Annotated in this window: 13 protein-coding genes; 2 read left to right on the top strand and 11 right to left on the bottom strand. The window is 44.1% G+C overall.

Annotated elements, in window-relative coordinates:
- Positions 1–125: 125 nt before the first annotated feature.
- Positions 126–1,550: an FGGY family carbohydrate kinase gene (locus tag RDO37_RS08335; protein WP_308498759.1), complete on the bottom strand. Its 1,425-nt coding sequence runs from the start codon at positions 1,548–1,550 to the stop codon at positions 126–128.
- A gap of 949 nt (positions 1,551–2,499) precedes the next feature.
- On the opposite strand from RDO37_RS08335, the gene RDO37_RS08340 reads away from it, so the two are divergent.
- Both RDO37_RS08340 and RDO37_RS08345 read left to right on the top strand, forming a co-directional pair.
- Positions 2,500–3,405, top strand: a complete 906-nt coding sequence (locus RDO37_RS08340) for an AraC family transcriptional regulator (protein ID WP_027939513.1) — start codon at positions 2,500–2,502, stop codon at positions 3,403–3,405.
- A 561-nt stretch (positions 3,406–3,966) separates the two neighbouring features.
- Positions 3,967–5,532, top strand: coding sequence for a helix-turn-helix domain-containing protein (locus tag RDO37_RS08345; protein WP_308498760.1), 1,566 nt, complete (start codon positions 3,967–3,969; stop codon positions 5,530–5,532).
- 877 nt (positions 5,533–6,409) lie between these two features.
- On the opposite strand, the gene RDO37_RS08350 is transcribed toward RDO37_RS08345, so the two are convergent.
- From RDO37_RS08350 to RDO37_RS08395, 10 genes are all read right to left on the bottom strand, one after another.
- Positions 6,410–7,708: a porin gene (locus RDO37_RS08350; RefSeq protein ID WP_308498761.1), complete on the bottom strand. Its 1,299-nt coding sequence runs from the start codon at positions 7,706–7,708 to the stop codon at positions 6,410–6,412.
- Positions 7,709–8,689: 981 nt separating this feature from the next.
- Positions 8,690–9,247, bottom strand: coding sequence for a hypothetical protein (locus tag RDO37_RS08355; RefSeq protein ID WP_027939356.1), 558 nt, complete (start codon positions 9,245–9,247; stop codon positions 8,690–8,692).
- A gap of 641 nt (positions 9,248–9,888) precedes the next feature.
- Positions 9,889–11,610 (bottom strand): SulP family inorganic anion transporter, encoded by a 1,722-nt coding sequence (locus RDO37_RS08360; RefSeq protein WP_308498762.1) that lies wholly within the window; start codon positions 11,608–11,610, stop codon positions 9,889–9,891.
- A gap of 1,350 nt (positions 11,611–12,960) precedes the next feature.
- Positions 12,961–14,133, bottom strand: a complete 1,173-nt coding sequence (gene nagA, locus RDO37_RS08365) for an N-acetylglucosamine-6-phosphate deacetylase (RefSeq protein WP_308498763.1) — start codon at positions 14,131–14,133, stop codon at positions 12,961–12,963.
- Positions 14,134–14,249: 116 nt separating this feature from the next.
- A complete protein-coding gene (locus RDO37_RS08370) occupies positions 14,250–14,870 on the bottom strand; it encodes a carbohydrate-binding family 9-like protein (protein ID WP_308498764.1) in 621 nt (206 codons plus the stop codon).
- Positions 14,871–15,458: 588 nt separating this feature from the next.
- Entirely contained in the window at positions 15,459–16,907 is a 1,449-nt protein-coding gene (nagE, locus tag RDO37_RS08375) for an N-acetylglucosamine-specific PTS transporter subunit IIBC (RefSeq protein WP_308498765.1), read from the bottom strand.
- 1,186 nt (positions 16,908–18,093) lie between these two features.
- Positions 18,094–18,351 (bottom strand): HPr family phosphocarrier protein, encoded by a 258-nt coding sequence (locus RDO37_RS08380; protein ID WP_027939361.1) that lies wholly within the window; start codon positions 18,349–18,351, stop codon positions 18,094–18,096.
- A gap of 81 nt (positions 18,352–18,432) precedes the next feature.
- Entirely contained in the window at positions 18,433–18,663 is a 231-nt protein-coding gene (locus RDO37_RS08385) for a hypothetical protein (RefSeq protein ID WP_308498766.1), read from the bottom strand.
- Between the two features lie 162 nt (positions 18,664–18,825).
- Positions 18,826–19,773, bottom strand: coding sequence for a flagellin (locus RDO37_RS08390; protein ID WP_308498767.1), 948 nt, complete (start codon positions 19,771–19,773; stop codon positions 18,826–18,828).
- A gap of 16 nt (positions 19,774–19,789) precedes the next feature.
- Positions 19,790–20,668 (bottom strand): flagellin (locus RDO37_RS08395; protein WP_308498768.1); only part of this gene is annotated, 879 nt, incomplete at its 5' end.

The following is a 20,668-nucleotide window of genomic DNA, read 5'->3' on the forward strand; positions in this document are numbered from 1 at the left end:
CAGCAGCGCTCTAAGGCGCTGCAGCTACACATACGTGCGCATATGTGTTCAATTCCTACCAAGCTTAGCGATCTTTGCCAAACTACGTGAGCTAGGCGCGGGGCGGCGAGGCTTGCTCTCTTGGCTTAGTTTTGAGGGTGGTACTCCTTGAACTCAGAGGAGGCTAAGATAACCTTGCGGCCTTCAGCTAAGTCCTTGAACTCCTTGAGGCCAAGCTTTTGAGCGAGGAGGTTGCCGTAGGCGGTTGCCTCCATTGGGCCTGCAATCACCTCAAGCTTAGTAACGTTAGCTACTAATTGGCATAAGAACTCAGATTGAGTACCACCACCGATCATGTGGAGCTTCTTAAACTTATGATCGATTACAGACTCAATATTCTTTAAGGTCTCGTTGTACTTATTAGCTAAGGACAGATAGATAACCTTGAAGTAATCGTAGTCGTGCTCATAGTGCTTGTGAGTGAGGCCATCGATAGCCTCCTTTACGTCAAACTCGTTTTGAGAGAAGACTGCAGCATCAACATCAACAATATCGGTAATTGGGCAGTTCTTAACGTAGTCAGTGATCTCGCTAAATGGAATCTTCTCACCGCGCTTAGACTCTAAGTCGCTCTTTAACATTTCGAGGATGTATAAGCCAGTAATGTTCTTAAAGAACATATTGGATCCAGCAAAACCAGTCTCATTAGTAAGATCGCGAGCAAAGGCGTCCTTGCAGATCACAGGCTCATCGGTTAAGCCACCAATTAAAGACCAGGTACCGCAAGATAAGAATGCAGTATCACGGTCGGTATAAGCCTCGGTGAGCAGTACTGCAGAGGCTGTGTCATGAGAGGCACAAGCAATAACCGGAATGTCTTTATTTAAAGCCTTAACCTCAGGAATGAGTGAGTCTTTAATGCTACCAACTACTTCAGTTGGATAGATGACAGGAGCAAAGATATCCTTGCTAATGCCATAAGTTTGCATGATCTTCTCTGAGAACTCTTTAGTGCGCAGATCTAAGATCTGAGAGGTAGAGGCAATGGTCAGCTCCGAGCGCTTTTGGCCAGTGAGCATGTAGTTGAGTAGATCTGGCATGAACAAGAGGGTGTCGATCTTGCCCATGGTGTCATCCTTGCCCTCAAGCTCGTCTTTCTTATAGACGAGTAATTGGAACAGGGAGTTAATGGACATGATCTGATTGCCAGTAGCCATGAAGATGTCCTCAAGGCTGAGCTTTTCCTGGGCGTAATCATAGCCTTCGTTGTGGCGAGCATCGCGGTAGGAAACAGGGTTGCATAGCAGCTTGCCATCAGAGCCGATGAGGCCAAAGTCAACGCCCCAAGTGTTAACAGCGATGGAGTCGATCTCATCTTGATGAGCCACAATGGTCTCAACTACCTTGGAGACAATTTTGTCCCACTCCCAACGGCTGCGACCATTAACAGTCTCTCGCTGATGAGACATACGCATTACTTCCTTGCAAGTAAAGCGACCGTCCTCTACAGCGCCTAAAATTGCGCGAATCGAGGTTGCTCCGAAGTCAAAAGCTAATGAATATCGAGCCATGGTATCGTTCCTTGTAAACATCTGCTCGCTAGCATTCACAATCATCTCTCTACTGCGTTTAATGCCGTTAAATATCACCAATCTCTAGTAAGTACAAAGATCAGAAACCTTTGGCCTTACTAAGTGACATATAAGCAAGCTTAGCCAGCAGTGCGCAGTTTTTTACTAAATTTGCTAAGTAAATGAATGTTGTTAAATGCATACGAAGCATACATGGGAGGGTAGGTTTCATTATGGCCTGATGGGGTAGGGGATACTTGCACGATTTTCAGGTGATTTGGTAATATTTTCACCTAAATGGATGATTTCTTACCAATTGACAATAAGCCAAGATAAGAATCATCAATCTTAGGCATTCTTGAGGCACAGTAGGTAGTATCTAGGGTGTGACGAAATTTGGGATCCAGCTTCCAAACTTTAACAACACGGCTATTTACGGGCTTTAGCTATGTATTAACTGCCGCTAAAAGGGTCATAATATACAAGGTATGATGCAAGGCTTTGCGCTGCATGAAGGTGCTGTTTAAGATAAGAAACAGCCTAAAGAATAGTCTTTAGCATTCTTTAAGTTTGGTAAATTTTTCATCTAATATGAAAACTTACTGAATCTAATCAGCGTTAAAAGTTAGAGCATAAGCTCTTCATACGTGAGCATAGTCTGTTCATGTGTGAGTAAACGGTGTTCAAATCATCACATGCCTATCCCATCTTTAGTTTATAGATTGGATGTGCTCATCTAAGGTTAATCATTTAAGGTTAAACCTTAGCCCCTCAAGAGCAGTAGTGGTCTCTTGAGAGAACTGCAAGCATTGGTGTTATCTTGCTTGTTGTTCTAGAGTTGCTAACGCTTAGCAAAGTTAGCTTTAGTGTGTGTGTTAAGTAATTGTAGCTACTGCCTAGGACTTGAGCCTTGGCAGCATTTCTTATCATAAGTACAGGCTGAAGCGCTATGCAGGACATATTCTTAAAAGAGAGTAAAGCACATGGCAATATCTCATTCCCATTTGCTTTTTATCATGTAACTGAGAAGCATCCTCGCTATACCATGGAAACTCACTGGCATGAGGAGTGTGAGATTTGCCGTGTCCTCTCTGGTACCTTAGAGGTAACCATTGATGGCAAGACCTTCACCGGCAAGGGCCGTGATGGAGTAGGCGATATCTTTATCTTCAACTCCGGTGCTGTGCATAGTGCTATTCCTCACGATTGCGTATACGAGTGCGTAGTATTCGATCTGCACTTCTTGCTCCGTGAGCGCTCCTTGTCTAACTCCTTTATTTACTCTCTTTTGTACAATCAAAGAAAGTTCGTTAGCTACATTCCTTACACACAAGAAAAGCAAGCAGATTTAGAGGACATTTGCTCTATCGTACAGCGACTGTTCTTTACCTTACGTGATCAAGGTGCAGGCTATCAGCTTAAGTCATTTGGCATCATGTATTATCTTTTAGGCCTCTTTGAAGATAAGGCCATGTTCGAGCAGCCTAATGAAGCAGGCGGTGATGCAGTGTCCCGTATTATGAAGATGCGTATGGCGCTGTCATACATTCACCGTAACTACAAGCAACACATTTCTTTATCTGAGATCGCCGAGCTTTTAGATCTGCAGCCGCCATCAGTGGTAAAGCTCTTTAAAGAGCTCATCAACAAAAAGCCACTAGAGTACATCAATTCATACCGCATCAACTGCGCTCAGGAAATGCTCAAAGAAGGCCGCAATTCCGTTACTGCTGTAGCTTTAGAGTGCGGTTTTACCGATGTCTCTTACTTCACCAAGGTTTTCAAGAAATACACTGACCAAACCCCACGTCAGTTCATCACCAAGACTCGAGAAAATCCTGATCTCTTCAAGTAAGCAAATTAGGTATCAGCAATCCAAGCAAACCAAACTAATGCCTGACTAAGCCAAGGTCTTACTAAAATAAGGCCTGCATAAACCAAGGCATTACTAAGAAATGCCTTGCAACGCAACGCAACGCAGCGCAATGCAATTATTGCATGTGAGCTAAGGCGCTAACAATGCATCTAAGCTAAGTTAGCTAAGTCAAGTTAGCTATGGTTGAAAGCTAGCCATAACAACGCATAGAAACGGCGCTACGCTACATTCTTGCTCTGCATCAGCCAACGTATAACATTACCGCGCTCAATGGAGTAGCATTTAGCTGTTAGCTGTTAGCTGTTAGCTGTTAGCTGTATCGCGTAGCATCATGCAACGTCACAGTGCGGCAAACAGAGTTAACTCAAGACGGCTGATACAGCGTGCAAAATACTGATAAATTAGCATCAGTGCTGCATTAGATGCTTTGCAGTAAGAGCACTGCATGCATTTATCTTAGTTAACTACTCGTTATATTCACTTTTTGCAGCTTAGCTTAATAGCAGCTTCGTAGATCTATCCGTTTTTTGGGGAGTTACCATGTCAGCAGATCATATGGCCTTAGATGTCACCGCACAGGCTAACTCTCAAGGACAAGATCCTACAGCAGTATCTGCAGCAATAGTGATGCAAAACCATGCTGCAGAAGGTCCAGGCAAGCTTATGCCTACTGTTGCAACAGATAGTAGTGCTGACAAGTCGCTTAACAGCGCTGCATCAACCAGCGTAGAGTCATTGCAAGCAAAGTATCAGGGTGAAGTTCCATTAGCTATTGCTTTGAGGCAAGCTACTAGCTTTTTAGACGAGCACTACCTAGGTAAAAGTACCGATATGCCAGCCCAAGATGAAAAGGAAGGCGAGGCTCAATCTGAGTGCTCTCAAGAGAACATAGAGAAGAAAGAAAGCAGCGAGCAAAAGACAATCGCAGTGGATGAGCTAGTAGAGTCTTTTGAGGGTGATGATGAGATCTTAAAAGACCTGTCTAAGAGTGTCGTATACAAGGGTAACAAGCATACTCTGGGTGGCGATAGTCTAGAGTCTTTGTTAAGCGCCGTAGCAGCTGGTGATATACAGCGTTTAGGTTGGGCTTATCGCCTCTATGCCATGCAGCAAAGCGCCACACTATCTGTAGATACTCTTAAGTCGCTTCGTCATGAAGTTATCTTTATGATTGGACTGGCCTCAAGACAGGCACGACTTGCAGGGGTAAAAGAAAATCGTATCGTAGCACTTGCTGAGCGCCTTGCTATTGCAACAGAAGCTTTAACTGATGCCGAGCGTATACTTCACATGCGCTACATTGCAGCACGTGCTTTTACTGATTTAGTCGCCGCCCTCCTAGGAAAAAGAGAGCCTACTAAAAAAAGACTGAGTCTTGCCTCAGCTAATGCAGCAGTAAAGGAGAAGAATGTTGCAACCTCAAATGGCAATGCAAATGGTATAGCCGCAACCACTGGTAATGTAGATGGTATAGCCGCAACCACTGGCAATACAGATGGTATAGCCGCATCCAATGGTAATACAGGTGGTTTAGCAGCAGCCGCTGAGTTTCATAATGGAATGAATACAAGTCAAGGTGCTGAAGATGACTCAGCAGCAACTAAAGATTACTCTGCAGCGCATAGTGATGGTGCGGGCGCTGTAGCTTATAGCAGCACTAGTGCAGATGATACTGCAAGTTCTAATTCAGCGGCCTTAAGTGGTGATGCCTTACTATCAGGATCGAGTGCTGAGCAGGCTGCAGCTGTTCAATTAGATGCTAGCGATGGTGCTGCTCCACTGCCAAAGATGATAGAAAAAGCCTTACAGTATCTGGATAAGCATATCTACGAGGACATCTTTGTGGCGAACATTGCCAAAGATGTTGGCTGCAGTGGCGAGCATCTAAGCCGTCTTTTCAAAAAGCATTGCAACATTACCTTGATGGAGTATGTAACTAAAGAACGCATCAGCATCGCCAAGGATATGCTTATGCATAGTAACTGCAAGGTAAGAGAAATTGCTCTGGTTCTGCGCTTTTCATCAGTAGCTCATTTTTGCAATGTATTTAGAGAGATTGACGGCCTAACTCCAAGCGAGTGGCGTGAGGCTAATTGCAAGCAGTAAGTTTCTTACGTCGCATTGGCAAACTAAGCAAGCGAGAGTCTCGCTAGCCATTGTCTTATGAGGCCGTGGCTTTGTTCGTTATCCAAGTGAAGCAAATTGTGGCGATTGGATAGGCTGGATTTTGTCGATTGGATAGGCTGGATTGTGTTGATTAAATGGCCGGATTGTGTCGATTGAATAGGCGGGATCGCGACTGATTTAAGATGGTGAGCCGTATGCTTGGGTAGCTGAACTTCTGGCTAGAAAAGTACATTGGTGCGGATAGTTGGCCTGAGGCTTTTGCTCTTAGCTGATGAGAACGCTAAGGGGATTTATTGAGTTTGTCGCGGAAGAGCCCCGCTCATTGTATTAGATATTTGCATTGAGTTTGACATGCTCGTATGGCTATGGGTATGTACATTTGCTGCAATTTCGCCTTAATACTTAGGAGCGGAGTTAAAGGCGAGGTATGGTGCACTGCTTTTATGTAACTGCAGGATGGTTAAGTCACATGAGGCGGTGCTTGCAGCTAAGCTTATCTTGCTATGTCCCATACAAGACAAGTTATTTGTACATACAAAAGTTTAGTCTGAAGCCGTGGTTATAAGCATGCTCGCACGTGCTTATAGCCAGTCATCTATTGCCTATAGTCTTTTTGCTATGGCTCATAGATAGCGGCCTCAAACGTTTGTTTATAGCCAAGATCATGGTAGTGCTGGGGTCTAAAACAGCACCATGAATCTAAGATCGTAGACTCATGCAAGTATCTAACACTTGTTTGCGGGGCTCTAAACTCGGTGTAATTAGGTAGCTTGAATATCGTAAAGGCTAAAAGAGCGAAAATTGGGATAGTATTAGCTGCTGCTCTTTTAGCTTAAGCTTATGTAGCTACACTAAATTAGAACTGATAGCGGATACCTGCTGAGTAGACGTTCTCAGAGAAGTTAGTGCCAAAGAGATCGTCGTAAGCGATGGTGATCTGCTTGTTATCGATGGTGGTTTCGCTATTGTCGGTACCAGCATCAAAGCGTGCCTCAGCCCATACGTCGAACTGTGGGGTAACCTGCCATGCTACTAATACAGGAATAACCTTAGCCTCAAACTCGCCTACGAGACCGGCATCGTACTTACGAGCTAAGTAGCCTGTGCGGGCGCTGACACCATTTTCAAAGGTATAAGCAGCTACAAACTCATAGCCAGATACCTCAAGCTCATCGATACCGAGGCTGCCGACTACAGCTGCAGCTCCACCAGTGCGAGTAATCTTAGCAGTGGACACTACATCAAAGGTGCGCTGTTGGTACATGGCACCAAAGTAAGGGCCTACATCCATGGTGCCCCATGACAGGCCTACAGCAAACTGATCGTAGGAATCATACTGAATGGAGCTATCTGAAATAGCGCTAATGGTGCTGTCGTGACGCTTGGCGAGGCCTAAGAGAGCGCCTGAGTTGGAGCCGCCTAAGCCATCTAAGCTAAAGGTGTTTAAGCCTAGATCCTTGTTAGCAAACTCACCTTTCTCATAGCCAAAGCGGATATCGATTGGGCCAAATAGAACGTCAGGAGAGGTGTAACCAGCAGCAAAAGATACGGTGTAGTTAAGATCGACAGTCTCATCAGTGGTAATTGCACCATCTGGGTCGGAGCCAAAGATGTAAGCGCCATCTAAGTGCTCTGCCTTTTGAGCAAAGACATAAGAGGCCAGAACGTTAAAGCCCATGCCGGCCCACTCGTACTGAACTACACCACGACGTCTGTCATCACCGCCAGTAAAGCCAACACCACCAAAATCCTCAAAGATATCGGTCTGTGAGATGGCGTACTTCATAGCAGGCTCAAACTTACCAAACTTTACTAAGCCAGCATCACCAAAGTCTAAGCCAACCCATAAGGTACGAGCGTTAAATGACTCGTTATCATTACCATCAGCAACATCCCATTCAGCAGCGGCAAAACCAGCAATATCACCAGTGATGGTAGAGCGCATGTCTAAGCCTAAACGGCCTGTAGTGATAGTAGTTGCCTTGTCATCTAAAACACCTGATTGCTTGCCAGAATAGAGCACTGACTGTACGCGACCGTAAACATCTAAAGATGTACCGTCTTGGTCATAGAAAGCTGCAGCGTTAGCTGCGGTAAAGGAAGTGGCAGCAACAGTTAAAGAGGCTACTGCAAGAGCGATGATGGTCTTATTCATTCAAACTATCCAAGTCGTTACAAATAGACAGCAAGTAGTACACATAGCTTCATGATTTCTACCCAATATAAGCATGTTCAATTACTGATAGATGAAATCAGCTTATGAGTAGAAGTAAGAGGCAATCATAAAAGCTATGCTTACTGTCTTAATCGCATATAGACTAACTGTCCTGTTAGTCATTCCTAATTGTAGTTAGCTAACGCTAACAATAATACACAAATACTGCGCATGTGGCTAAAATTTTTTGTAAATATGGCTAAATAACAATTAATTACGCCTGTTTTACGGTTAAAACAGTAGTTAGTGTCTGTAACTAGGTGGTAGGAATGAGCAGAATCAGACAAGACAGGTGCTAATGCAGCTAAACGCTTTAGCTTTAAAGAGGAGTGATTTAGTAATTTGCCATAAGTAGCAGCTATTAGAAGAGCTCATTTCATTAGCATGCACATGATGTCTGCAGCGATGGGCAGTAGTGCCATACATGCTTAGCCTTTGAAACAAAATGAATTGGCTCGCAATACTTAAGATTAGGATGGATGCAATTTATAGATGCCGATGCCGCATAATGGCAATTGAAAAGCGAATACCTTGAGAGTGCATCAAGAGCTTGTTAAAGCTAACAATCAGTCGCGAAAAGAATAATGCACATAGCTTATCTTCATGAGCTATGGATAGTGATTTGAAGCTGGTGGTGAAGCCACCACCTTTGATAGCTAGCCAAAGATCTTAGTTAACAGCTAGCTACTATGAAAGGATATCTTGGCCCAATGGCCTTAATGTGACGGATGAGGTTGCTTCTATTGCTAGCCAATGGGGACTGCTAGATTGTCCAGCTGGCTAGCTTTAGCGAGGTAAGAATCAAGCCAGCTTTGGCTAGCTTGAGTGAGGTAAGAATCAAGCAGCTTTGGCTAGCTTTAGTTAGGTAAGAATCAAGCAGCTTTGGCTAGCTTGAGGAGGTTAGAATTTAGCTAACATTGATTAGACAATGCCAAGATCGTGTTTTAAGTCTTTGATCGCGGCTTGCAAGGTAATGGATAATGCCTTGAGGTATTCAATACGCTCGGCATCTGCCTCTTTTGCTTCCATCTGAATGGCGTTCTTAATGGATGCTAAGTGAGCTAAGCAGCGCTTGTAGCAAATAATCTTTGCGTACATTAGGCGCTCTGCACGCTTACGTGCGGCAGCTCGAATGCCTAAGAAGCCTAAGATAGCAATTGGGGCAGCAAGCACTAAGAAGCCAGTTGCAGCACCACCGCCAACTACTGCTCCGGCTGCAGAAAGACCTGATGCAATACCAGCGGCTGATACGCCAATCACGCTACCACTAAGATATAAAGCAGCAAAGCTAATGGCTGAGCCTGAGCCGATACCCACAGCAGTGGCTAATACCTCTGGCATTGAGGAGTTGTCGATATTACGGGACTTATTGCCGAGGCCGGTATCCACTTCGGCGATTACGTGCTCAACAGTTTTAAGCGCATTAAAGTTCTGGAATAGCATATCATTCTTACGAGTGATGTAGGTTTTTCTCAACATAGGCCCTCCCAAAACTTCCAATATGTATTTGATTATTAAAAAGATGATCAGAGCAAAAGAATATATGGCCTAAAAGCTTTACTTAAGCACCACTACACACTTAATTCTTTATGCTCTTTGAACAAAGAATAACATCACAAAACCTAGGTAACAAGCAGCGATTTGACTTTTGCGAAAAAAGTTTTACTTAGTGTAAGTTATTCTGTGTATCGATAACGATAACTGTAGCTGTAAATGGCGTAAATATGCTGTTTTGTAGCATAGTTTTAGCTTGAAAACTCTAATGGCGTAATGATAGTTTTCGATGGGCAAAATTAGGTGGAGTGAGTTAACGACAGCTTGGCTGCACACGCTATTAAACGGTTGGAATAGGGGCTTGTCTGTGGTCTGTTGTACTCAGCCAATGGTCAGGGAGTGAAGGTAGTATGGGGCGTTGATTATTGGACAGTGGTATAGCCGATTTTATTGAGGTGTTTTGATGATGGAGCTTTTATGAAAGCGCTTGATGATGTTGTTTTGAGGGTAGTGCATCGCCTCATAGCAAAAGCAAAGAGCCATGCACTTAAGGATTTGAGGGCATGGCTCTTGTGGCGTGGGCCGTTGATGGGCCTACGATAGGCCTACGATGGGATTTGCGGTGCTTAGATGTCCTGATGCTTAGATACGAAGTCAGGATCTTGCATCAGCTTGGTAGCCATCTTTAAGGCCTCATCAAAGTTGGTTACGAAAGCAACTTCAGAGTCTTTTGACAGACCTGCCTTAAAGAGCATATCCATAGGCTGCTTTCTCATACCTGCAAAGATGATGAAGCTGTGATGCTCATGACAAATCTTAACGATTTCTTCAATAGAGGACTCACCGGAGGCATCTAAGTAAGGCATGAAACGCATACGTAAAATTAAAATGCGTGGGATGGTGACTAAGCCCTTCATGCGATCGCACAGCTCATTGGCTACACCGAAGAACAGTGGGCCATTGATCTGGAATGCAGCTACGCCTTCAGGAACAACGATTTCCTTGGAGCTTGCACGAGCTGAATCAACAGGAGTGTCGTTCTCGCCATCATCATTGTCAAACTGAGTAAGACGCATCTGAGGATGAATCTCGATGGACTTGGACATGTGACGCATGAACAGCAAGGATGCGAAGGTAACACCAACACCAATAGCAACAGTCAGGTCAACTAAGACGGTAAGTGCAAAGGTCATGTACAAAATGGTACGGTCTGATGGAGAGATGCGTGAAATCTGCATAAAGTGCTTGATATCAGACATACCCCAAGAAACCATAAACAGTACTGCAGCTAAAGCAGCCATTGGGATATAGGCAAGAATATCCATAATGGTGTATAAGAACACCAGTAAAAACAGGGAGTGGAAAATACCTGCCATTGGAGTCTTACCACCAGATTTGACGTTGGTTGCAGTACGTGCAATTGCACCAGTTGCAGGAAGACCACCAAAGAAACCTGAGGCAATATTAGCTACGCCTTGGCCTACTAACTCTTGGTTTAAGGAGTGCTTTTGGCCAATCATGGCATCAGCAACTACAGCAGAGAGTAGTGCCTCAATACCAGCTAAGAAAGCAATGGTAAAGGCAGATGGGATTAAGTCTCTAACCTCTTCTAAAGTTAAGTATGGCAAAGTAGGAGTTGGAAGACCCTCTGGCATGTTAGGGAAGCGTGAGCCAATGGTGTCAACTGGTAAAGAGAAGACAAATGAGGCTAAAGATACAACGACGATAGCTACTAAATAAGCAGGAATCTTATCGGAGATCTTCTTACAAACTAAAATCACTGCCAGAGCAAATACGCCTAAGCCAACAGCGTAGATGCTAGTCTCATTGATGTGGGCAAAATAAGCCATCCACTTTTCAAGGAACTCAGCAGGTACGTCAGTAAAGGTAAGGCCTAAGAAATCTTTAACCTGAGAAGAGGCGATGATCACCGCAATACCAGTAGTAAAGCCGGTAATAACAGGGTAAGGAATGTACTTAATGAGCTTACCAAGTCGTGCATAACCAGCAATGATCAAGATGATACCGGCCATGACAGATGCGACGATAAGGCCATCTAAACCATAGCGAGCGATAACATCGAAGATAACGACTACGAATGCACCAGTTGGGCCGCCAATCTGAACGCGTGAGCCGCCTAAAAAGGAAATGAAGAAACCTGCTACTACAGCGGTTACTAAGCCCTTATCAGGAGAAGCACCAGATGCAACAGCCATAGCCATAGCCAGAGGCAAAGCCACAATAGCTACGGTGAGGCCTGCGATAACATCTGAACGCAGTGTTTTAAATGAGTAGCCCTCTTTAAAGCAGGTAAAGAGTGCTGGAACCAAGCGATCTGAGTTCTGCATTTTTCAACCAGAGATATGTATTTTGCACGACAGTAGCCTAAATACAGTCAGTCTTACTTTGCTTATTCAATACCACGCATATGTAATTAGACAAGAATTGGTTTGGGCAAATCTTGCAATTCTCTAATAAAAAAGTTACTTAGCTCGTATTCACTCATGGACTATGCAAAAAAGTCGCTATTTGCCATGGGATCCTTATGCTGTGCACTCCACGTTTGTAAATATAGGCCTCTAAAAGATCAAAACTAACAGCATTAGACTTATCAAAGATGCGTATGCTGTATCGCTACCTTGCTTGTTGCAATGGCATATAGGCTCAAGTCAGTCTCTGTGACTTAAGCTAATGTTTTATTTTTAGCAGGTGATAGTGTGGATAGCCGTATGCTATAAGGCTATGGGCTAGTAAAGCTTAGCTATGAGCTAAAACTTTTAGTAGAGTCTCGTCAGCTGTGGAGTGTTTAGTGATGGGCTATGCCACTCATGCATATAAGCTTGCGTATACAAGCTTAGTTGCTTTTACAAGGAAAGGGCAAAAGAAAAAATCACTAGCGGCTTGGGAGCTGAGCGTGGTTGAGAACAAGAAAAAGAACAGCTAATAAGCACTGATCTAATCGAGGCTCACCTCAATGGCTATGAAATAAGAGCAAAACAAGTTCTAATTAAGCACGCTGACAACATTAGTGATGCCATTCTTGCTAAGCAAAAAGTTGCTTAAAAGATCGTTACTTAAATGTCCTTGCTGCTAATATTTATCAGCACCAATGAGAGCGTAAATTATAGGCTGAATGCCCGTTCCTTTCAAGAAAAACCGGCCTTGTCTGAGCCTATTTACGAGCATCTAACTTAGCTAATCTTGCTAAAACCTTGTTACAAAAGTAAGTGCTTAAACTAGATACAGGACTTGAGCAATGAAGTCATCGTACAAGTACAAAGCAAAAGACCTCATAAAAGTTGCAAAATTTGCATTCAAGCCAAATTGTTTGAATAAACTCAAGCCATGATGCTATTCAAAGTCTGCAAAACTTGCATAACCACATGCCAAACAAGCAACCATGAACACAAGACATAAGCACTCAGACAATAGTCACTACCAATAAGCGACAATGCATCCTGTTTGCGTAAAGAAGCAAGCGATGCAGGATCAATTAACAGTTAGCCTTAGATGAGTGGGAGTTGGGCAATATCTAGCTTTAATCGATCGCAAGTGCAATAGGAGATAGGATTTTCAAGGCAGGAGCTACAGATCATGTCATAGTGGGCCTTTCAAACGACAACGCCCATGTCAAAGACATGGGCGCTGATATCGCAAGCATTACATGCTTGTGAAGCTATTAAATAAACTTCGTAAGATTAGAAGTTCTTAAAGAGCCACTTACCGCGTAAGAGAACACCCTTTAAGTTTAACTCACGGTCGATTACGAGTAAGGATGCAACCTTGCCCTCTTCGATGGTGCCGTAGTCGTCTAAGACCTTAATAGAACGAGCTGGGTTGTATGAAGCGCAACGTACTACAGTCTCAAGCGGCAGACCCATCTTCAGGTGAGCTGTCTTCATGCAGTCAAAGAGGTTAGTAGCTGAACCTGCAATGGTACCTGATGCTAAGGTAGCAACACGGTTCTTAACGAATACCTTCTGGCCACCAAGCTCATACTCGCCGTCCTCAAGACCAACAGCCATCATGGAGTCGGAGATAAGGAGCATCTTATCTTCACCAAACATTCTGAAAGCAGCACGTACTGCAGATGGGTGAATATGGATACCGTCACAGATGATTTCAGCCTCACACCACTGAGCGTCAGCTGCAGCAGCGATAGGACCTGGATCGCGGTGAGCTAAGCCTGGCATAGCATTGTATAAGTGAGTTAAATGCTTAGCACCGTTAGCGATAGCCTTCTTAGCAACATCGTAAGCGGTTACAGTGTGAGCAATAGAAGGTAAAACTTCACCAGAGAGCTCCTTAATAGCTGCAAGTGCGCCCTCCTCCTCTGGTGCAATAGCCATGATCTTGATCTTGTTGCCTGAGGCTTTGTTGCAGCGACGGAAGAAGTCTACATCTGGCTTATGAACGTATTCTGGGTTCTGAGCACCAACCTTCTTAGGGCTGATGAATGGGCCTTCCATGTAGATACCAACAACATCAGCACCATCTTCCTTAACCTTGTAATCACGTACGTTCTCACAAGCCTTAACGATGTCCTTTTCAGGCATGGTCATGGTGGCAGGGCAGATAGCAGTAATACCTGACTTAGCTTGGTACTTAGCGATAGCGTCTAAGGACTCTTCGGTACCATCCATCATGTCGTAGCCAACAGAGCCGTGGAAGTGCACGTCAATGAGGCCAGGGATGACTAATAAGCCCTTTAAGTCAACAACTTCGCCGCTAGTGGCGCAGCCACAGCCCTTGTTGCAGCAACTTGTAAAGTTCTCTTTTACCTTAGTAATGCGCTCGCCATTAACCAAAATGCGGCTGTCAGGAGCGAAACGGAAATCCTTGGTATAAACGTAACCATTTGAAAGAATCATGTGAACTCCGCGAAATTGTTGTAGCTTGACACTACGAAAAACAATCCAGTATGAAAGAGGCCTAAAAATAAAGTCTTAAACGCAAAAACGAGAATTAAGCGTCAATAAAGTAAGACTTATGCCTCAACCTTGCACAGAGCAAAGTACTCTGGCAGATGGAAATTAGGAGCAGGTACATCCACCTTGTTGTATGCGATGTAATGCTCGATTTCCTTGGTTTCAGAAATCTTGTACAGGTTTAGAGCAAACACGTGATTAGGACTAAAAGCGTCGTAATGAGCAAGTCCCTTGATAAAGTCGCGTGGGACGATTAAGTCAATCGTCCACTCATTGTCACTGATGCTTGATTGAATGTTGAGCGCACGAATCTCATCTAAGGTGAAGGCTGTACGTCCTTTACGAGAATGACCGTGCTTTGCGTAACAAATACCGGCAGCATTGATCTCAATATTTAAATACAGACAGTGCTCAAGCTGTGGCTTAAAGTTCTCATCGAACTCTTCGTCAGGGAAAGCTAAGAATAACTCGACAGCGCTATCTTGGCAGACCATGAGCATTGGCTCTTGCTGCTCTTTGGCGGTGATTTGAGGATTTGATTCGCTAACAACAAAGTGAACATGCAGTCCTTTATCATCCATGCTCAGTGTTGCCTTAGTCTCAGGCTTTACAACACAGTTCCACAGGTGATGGGTTAAAGCAAGTTCGACCTTATCAGTGTTAAAAGGGATCTTAAGCATGTTAGCTCCATATGCTACAAGGAATACCCAACGACAAGTAAACCTCATAGGACATTATGTAAACAACAGTATATACCCTTAGTGTTAGGTATGGATAAAAACTCCAAAATATTTTCAAGATCTAGAAAAATGTGGAGTATTTTTTCATTAAAGCTCTAGAGAATACAGCCATAATCCTGTTGCAGTGCAGCATAGAAAAGCCATTTTAATTAAGTAAACAGCTAATCTAGCTACCAAGACTAGTTTACAGCAAACCATGGCATTAATGCCATGTAAAATCAAAGCTTTAATGAAAAGACACTAGTAAAACAACTGAGCTAAAAGCACCTAACAATCAATACAAATACACTTACTACCAATTAGCTTTTATGGCTACGCAAGAGCAAAGGGGTACTTAAAAGTCAATGACTTAGTAAGAGGTAATGGCATCATCGCAGTAGCATCAAATTGCCCATTGCTGCTGTGTGGCATGCATTAAAGAAGGTACATAACAAAACGGCACCCGAAGGTGCCGTTTGTAAAACTATCTTTAGGTACTGTCAAAAGATGATATCTAAAGACAGATTAAGGCAGGTATTTAAGACACTCTTACTTGAGCATCTTCTTTAATTCGTCAACAACGAACTGTACCTGAGTGCCGACAATAACTTGAACGGCAGTATCTGATGGATGCAGAACACCCTTTGCACCAGATGACTTGAGGATTTCGTCGTTAACCTTAGAGCCATCAACAACTTCACAACGGATACGAGTGATGCAGTTGTCAACAGAAGCGATGTTTTCCTTACCGCCTAAGCCCTCTAATACCTTCTCAGCGTAGGCTACGAAAGCGGCATCACCCTTTAAGTCGGTAGTAGTAGCAGCCTCGTCGTCTTCACGACCTGGGGTCTTGAAGTCGAACTTAACGATTGCGATGCGGAATACGATGTAGTAAACAACGCCAACAACTAAGCCAACACCGATCAGGAACCATGGGTTCTGAGCCAGTGGAGTGGTTGAGGAGAAGAATAAGTCCAGGAAGCCTGCTGAGAATGCGAAGCCGGCACGGATTGGCAGCATAACAGTGATAGCTGCAGTAATACCGGTCATTACAGCGTATAAAACGTAGAGGCCTGGTGCTAAGAACATGAAGGCGAACTCGAGTGGCTCGGTAACGCCAGTGAAGAATGAACAGAATGCAGCAGAAGCTAACAGACCTAATACAGCCTTCTTACGTGAATCCTTAGCAGTGTGGTACATAGCAAGGGCAGCAGCTGGCAGACCGAACATCATAACTGGGAAGAAGCCAGTCATGTACATGCCGGTTACACCGTACTCACCAGTGCCAGACCAGAACTTGGTCAGATCGGAGATGCCTGCAACGTCGAACCAGAATACTGCGTTCAGAGCGTGGTGCATGCCGATTGGGATTAACAGACGGTTTAAGAAAGCGTATATACCAGCACCAACAGCGCCTAAGGAGATGATGGACTCGCCGAGTAATACTAAGCCATTGTAAAGCAGAGGCCATACGAAGAAGAGGATAGCTGCAAGAACAATGGAGATTAAAGCAGTTACGATAGCAACTGAGCGCTTTCCTGAGAAGAATGCGAGGAAGTCAGGGAGCTTAGTTGTGCTAAAGCGGTTGTAGCAAGTAGCACCAACGATACCTGAAAGAATACCGATGAACTGGTTGTTAACCTTATTGAAAGCAGGATCAGCTGCTTCACCAGTAAGGACACCAACGAAGCCTGGGCTTAATAAGGTCTGAAGAACAAACCAAGCAACGATACCAGCTAAAGCTGGGGTACCGTCCTGCTCCTTTGCCATGCCAACGGCAACGCCGATAGCAAAGAGAACGGACATGTTGTCAATAATGGCACCACCGGCCTTTACGAAGAAGTTACCAAGCAGAACTGCAGCGGTAGCCTCTACATCACCACCTTGCATGGTGGTAGGAGCGAGCAGGTAACCAAGACCCATAAGAATGCCTGCAACAGGCAAACATGCGACAGGCAGCATTAATGACTTACCAAGTCGCTGAAGATACTTCATCATAGACTATACTTCCAACCAAATGTGACATCCCGTGCAAAGGCGGTAGCCACGTCATTTACCGAAGGGAAATTAAGCTCTAGAAAAACAAGAATGTTTTAAAACTAGAGGCCTAAAGCCCTTATGCCATACGGCAAACAGTTTAAGAAAAGGTTGAGGTTTGTGTCAGACAATCTTAGCTATCAAATGAGCTCGCAACATGTGATGATTTGTCACTACGTCACTCTCTACAATGATTACTTAATCTTTGCTGCACAAAAGTCAGATTTCCTTAAGCAAGAGAGAATCGCCAGAGTAGTGTGTAAATTCTAATACCTGCCTAAAGCATATGCATTCTTGAAACTAGACAAAGATCTAAGTGCTCAAAAGTGCGATGCAAGAGAGAGAGAACACACTAAGGTGACTGGAGTGGGATGAGAAATCGGCAAATGTCGTTTTGAATGGCGACTGCTTTTGCATTCTAATACCCTGTAGATGCGCAGACAAAATGTCAGCCCATCTGTCATTGAAATTATCCGACCGATCGAGCAAATGAGCAAAAGCAATCACTTCAATTTGTGCGATCGTGCACATTTGTGAAACAGATTTTCACTTTTTACGAAAAACGAGCAAAAACTTGATATAGCGATACCACCTGCTTAACCGTGATCTACATGCCATTTTCTAAGGAAAATTCGGCAAATCTAAGCCATTTAAAGGCATCAGGTTGTATCACAAGTGAAGATGGTAATTGAGATGAAGAACACATTGCTCTGATCCATAAAAAAACATGCAAATGAAATAAAGTTTCAGAGCATAAACAAGATATATAGGCTGTTTGTAATGGGGTTATGATGGTGTTTGTACCAAAAATGATTTTTTAAACAAAATCAACACAAATTTTGTAATTTCTCGCGTGTAAAAAGATCAGAGTTACTGATAAAGACTAGTAAGATCGCCACTTATAAGCCAAAGTAGCAAGATCACGGCCACATAAAAACAGTGGATCCTATAAATATCACAATGTAAACGTTTCCACAGAAAATTGCAGAAAGGCCATCATTGTTCAATTCGCAGCGAAAATGGACTGCCAAAAAAGCAAAACCGCCCTTGCTAAATTCATAGCAAGAGCGGTTGTAAGTTCAAAATCAGCCTACGATCTTCTTAACATGCTAAGCATGCTCTAGGCTGACTGAGCTTGGGCTCAGGACTACAGGTTTTCCTGTAAGAACTTTAATACAGCTTCTGCTGCAGCTTCTTCGTCTGCACCGTCAAACTGTAAAGTGAGCTCATCACCTTGTGCCATAGCAAGCTTCATAACGGCTAATAAGCGCTTGCCGTCGATAAGAGCATCAGGCTTGCCCATCTTGCAGTCACATGCAAAGCCTGCAATGACCTTAACAAGCTGGCCAGCTGGACGAGCATGAATACCACGTGGGTCGGTGATCTTGTAAGTAATTGTCTTCATAAACAAAACCTCATCTCTTGTGCATCTGTATGTGCCTAAATATAGGACATTGCCATACACAATTGAGCTGTATCAAACGATTTAGAAAACTTTCAAATCCTGAACTGCAAATCTTGCAGTCTTACTATCATACCGCGATAAGAGCATTTGTGTATAGAGTAATCTTGAGTTTGTGAAAACGTTTACATTTTGTGAAAAAAGCCATTCTTGCCCACCAAAGCCCCAAATGCAAAGCCCATCTAACTTCCCTCCAAGATCGCCACCTTTTAAACCCCAAAGAAAACCCACGATCCCCATCCACTCATCAGACAAGAAGTTCTGTTCAATCGAGCAGTTTCACGCCAAAATTAGCAACTTTGAAGCACACCCAAGATCAAAGTTTCTTGTGAATTGGTATTGCCAAAAAACAGAAAACCCCGCATAAAGCGGGGTCTTCCAAGGAGTTTTCTCTCCTAGCTAAATGCTAAAAGCGTATTAGCCTAAGAGGCTTAAGCCAAGCTGTGGACGTGTGTTAGCCTGCATCAGCATTGATGAAGCTGCCTGCTGGATGATGTTCTGCTGGGTAAGGTTTGCAGACTCTTCAGCAAAGTCAGCATCACGGATACGTGAGCGAGCATCAGCCTCGTTAGCAGCAACGTTAGACTGATTGCGGATAGAGGACTCAAGTCGGTTTTGGATTGCACCTAAGTTGGCACGCTGGCTGTCAACCTGACCAATCATCTTGTCCATCATTCCGATAACGGCATCTGCGCTGCCTGCGGTAGAAAAGTTAACTGTAATAGCGCCATTTGCGCCTTTTACGAATGCAGCTGTGCCAGCAGCAGCTGCAAAGTCTGTATCTGCTAAACCAGCAGCGCTACCAATCTTAGAGAACACCATGCTGCCAATTTGCATTGAGATGGTATCGCCCTTGTTGGAGCCTACTTGTAAAGTAACAGTACCTGCTTTGCCAGCATCATTTGCTGCAGCTTTGGTGAAAATTGCAGATTCATCAGCCTGTAAACCCTGCAAGATAGTCTTGCCACCATAAGTGGTCTGCTTAGCAATACGACTGATTTCAGTTGCTAAAGAAGAAGCCTCTTTTGAAAGTGCCTGTTTGTCAGCTAAGGTATTGGTGCCGTTAGCTGCCTGAACAGCAAGAGTACGGATCTTCTGGAGCATGCCAGAAACTTCGTCCATGCCTGCTTCAGCAGTCTGAGCTAAAGCGATACCGTCAGAGGCATTACGGTTGCCCTGGTTGAGGCCGTTGATTTGGGAGGTTAAACGATCAGAGATCTGCAGACCAGCAGCGTCGTCCTTGGCGCTGTTGATACGCATACCGCTTGATAATCTCCGGTATGTAGTAGTGAGCTGGTTCTGAACGTTGCCTAAGTAGCGCTGGCCCTGAAGAGCGCTGTAATTTGTATTTACATATACTGCCATTTTAAGCCTCTCCTAATTAACCAATCAGGCTTAAGCCAAGCTGTGGACGGGTATTAGCTTGCATCAGCATGGAGGATGCAGCCTGCTGAATGATGTTCTGTTGGGTAAGGTTTGCAGACTCTTGAGCAAAATCAGCATCACGGATACGGCTACGAGCATCAGCTTCGTTAGCAGCTACGTTAGACTGATTGCGGATAGATGACTCTAAACGGTTCTGTAAAGCACCAAGGTCGGCACGCTGAGCATCAACTACAGCAATCATCTTATCCATGTGCCCAATAACAGCTTGGGCATTTTCTGCAGATGTGAAAGAAACCTTCATTACACCATTTGCAAAACCAAACTGCTTGTCAGCGTCAGTGGCACCAGCAGTGACGTTATCTTTCAGGCCTGCACTAGATGCAATCATTGAGAACATAAAGCTCTTGATCTCAAAGGAAATGGTGTCGCCCTTGTTAGAGCCTACTTGCAGAGTTAATTTACCAGTAGAGCCAGCTGCAGCACCTTGCTTAGTACCTTCATAGATACCATTTGCATCCTGATATCCTTTAAGAATCTTCTTTCCGCCGTATGTGGTTTGGTCGGCAATTCGAGAGATTTCGGTTGCTAATGATGATGCCTCTTTTGAAAGAGCCTCACGATCTTCCTTTGTGTTTGTACCGTTAGAAGCTTGAACAGCTAAGGTACGGATCTTCTGAAGCATGCCAGCCATCTCGTCCATGCCAGCTTCGATGGTTTGGGAGAGTGCAATACCGTCAGATGCGTTGCGGTTACCTTGGTTGAGGCCGTTGATTTGGGAAGTTAAACGGTCAGAAATCTGAAGACCAGCGGCGTCGTCCTTGGCACTGTTGATACGCATACCGCTTGATAAACGCTGGTATGTAGTAGTGAGCTG

This window comes from uncultured Anaerobiospirillum sp., assembly GCF_902485895.1.
Classification (GTDB): domain Bacteria; phylum Pseudomonadota; class Gammaproteobacteria; order Enterobacterales; family Succinivibrionaceae; genus Anaerobiospirillum; species Anaerobiospirillum succiniciproducens.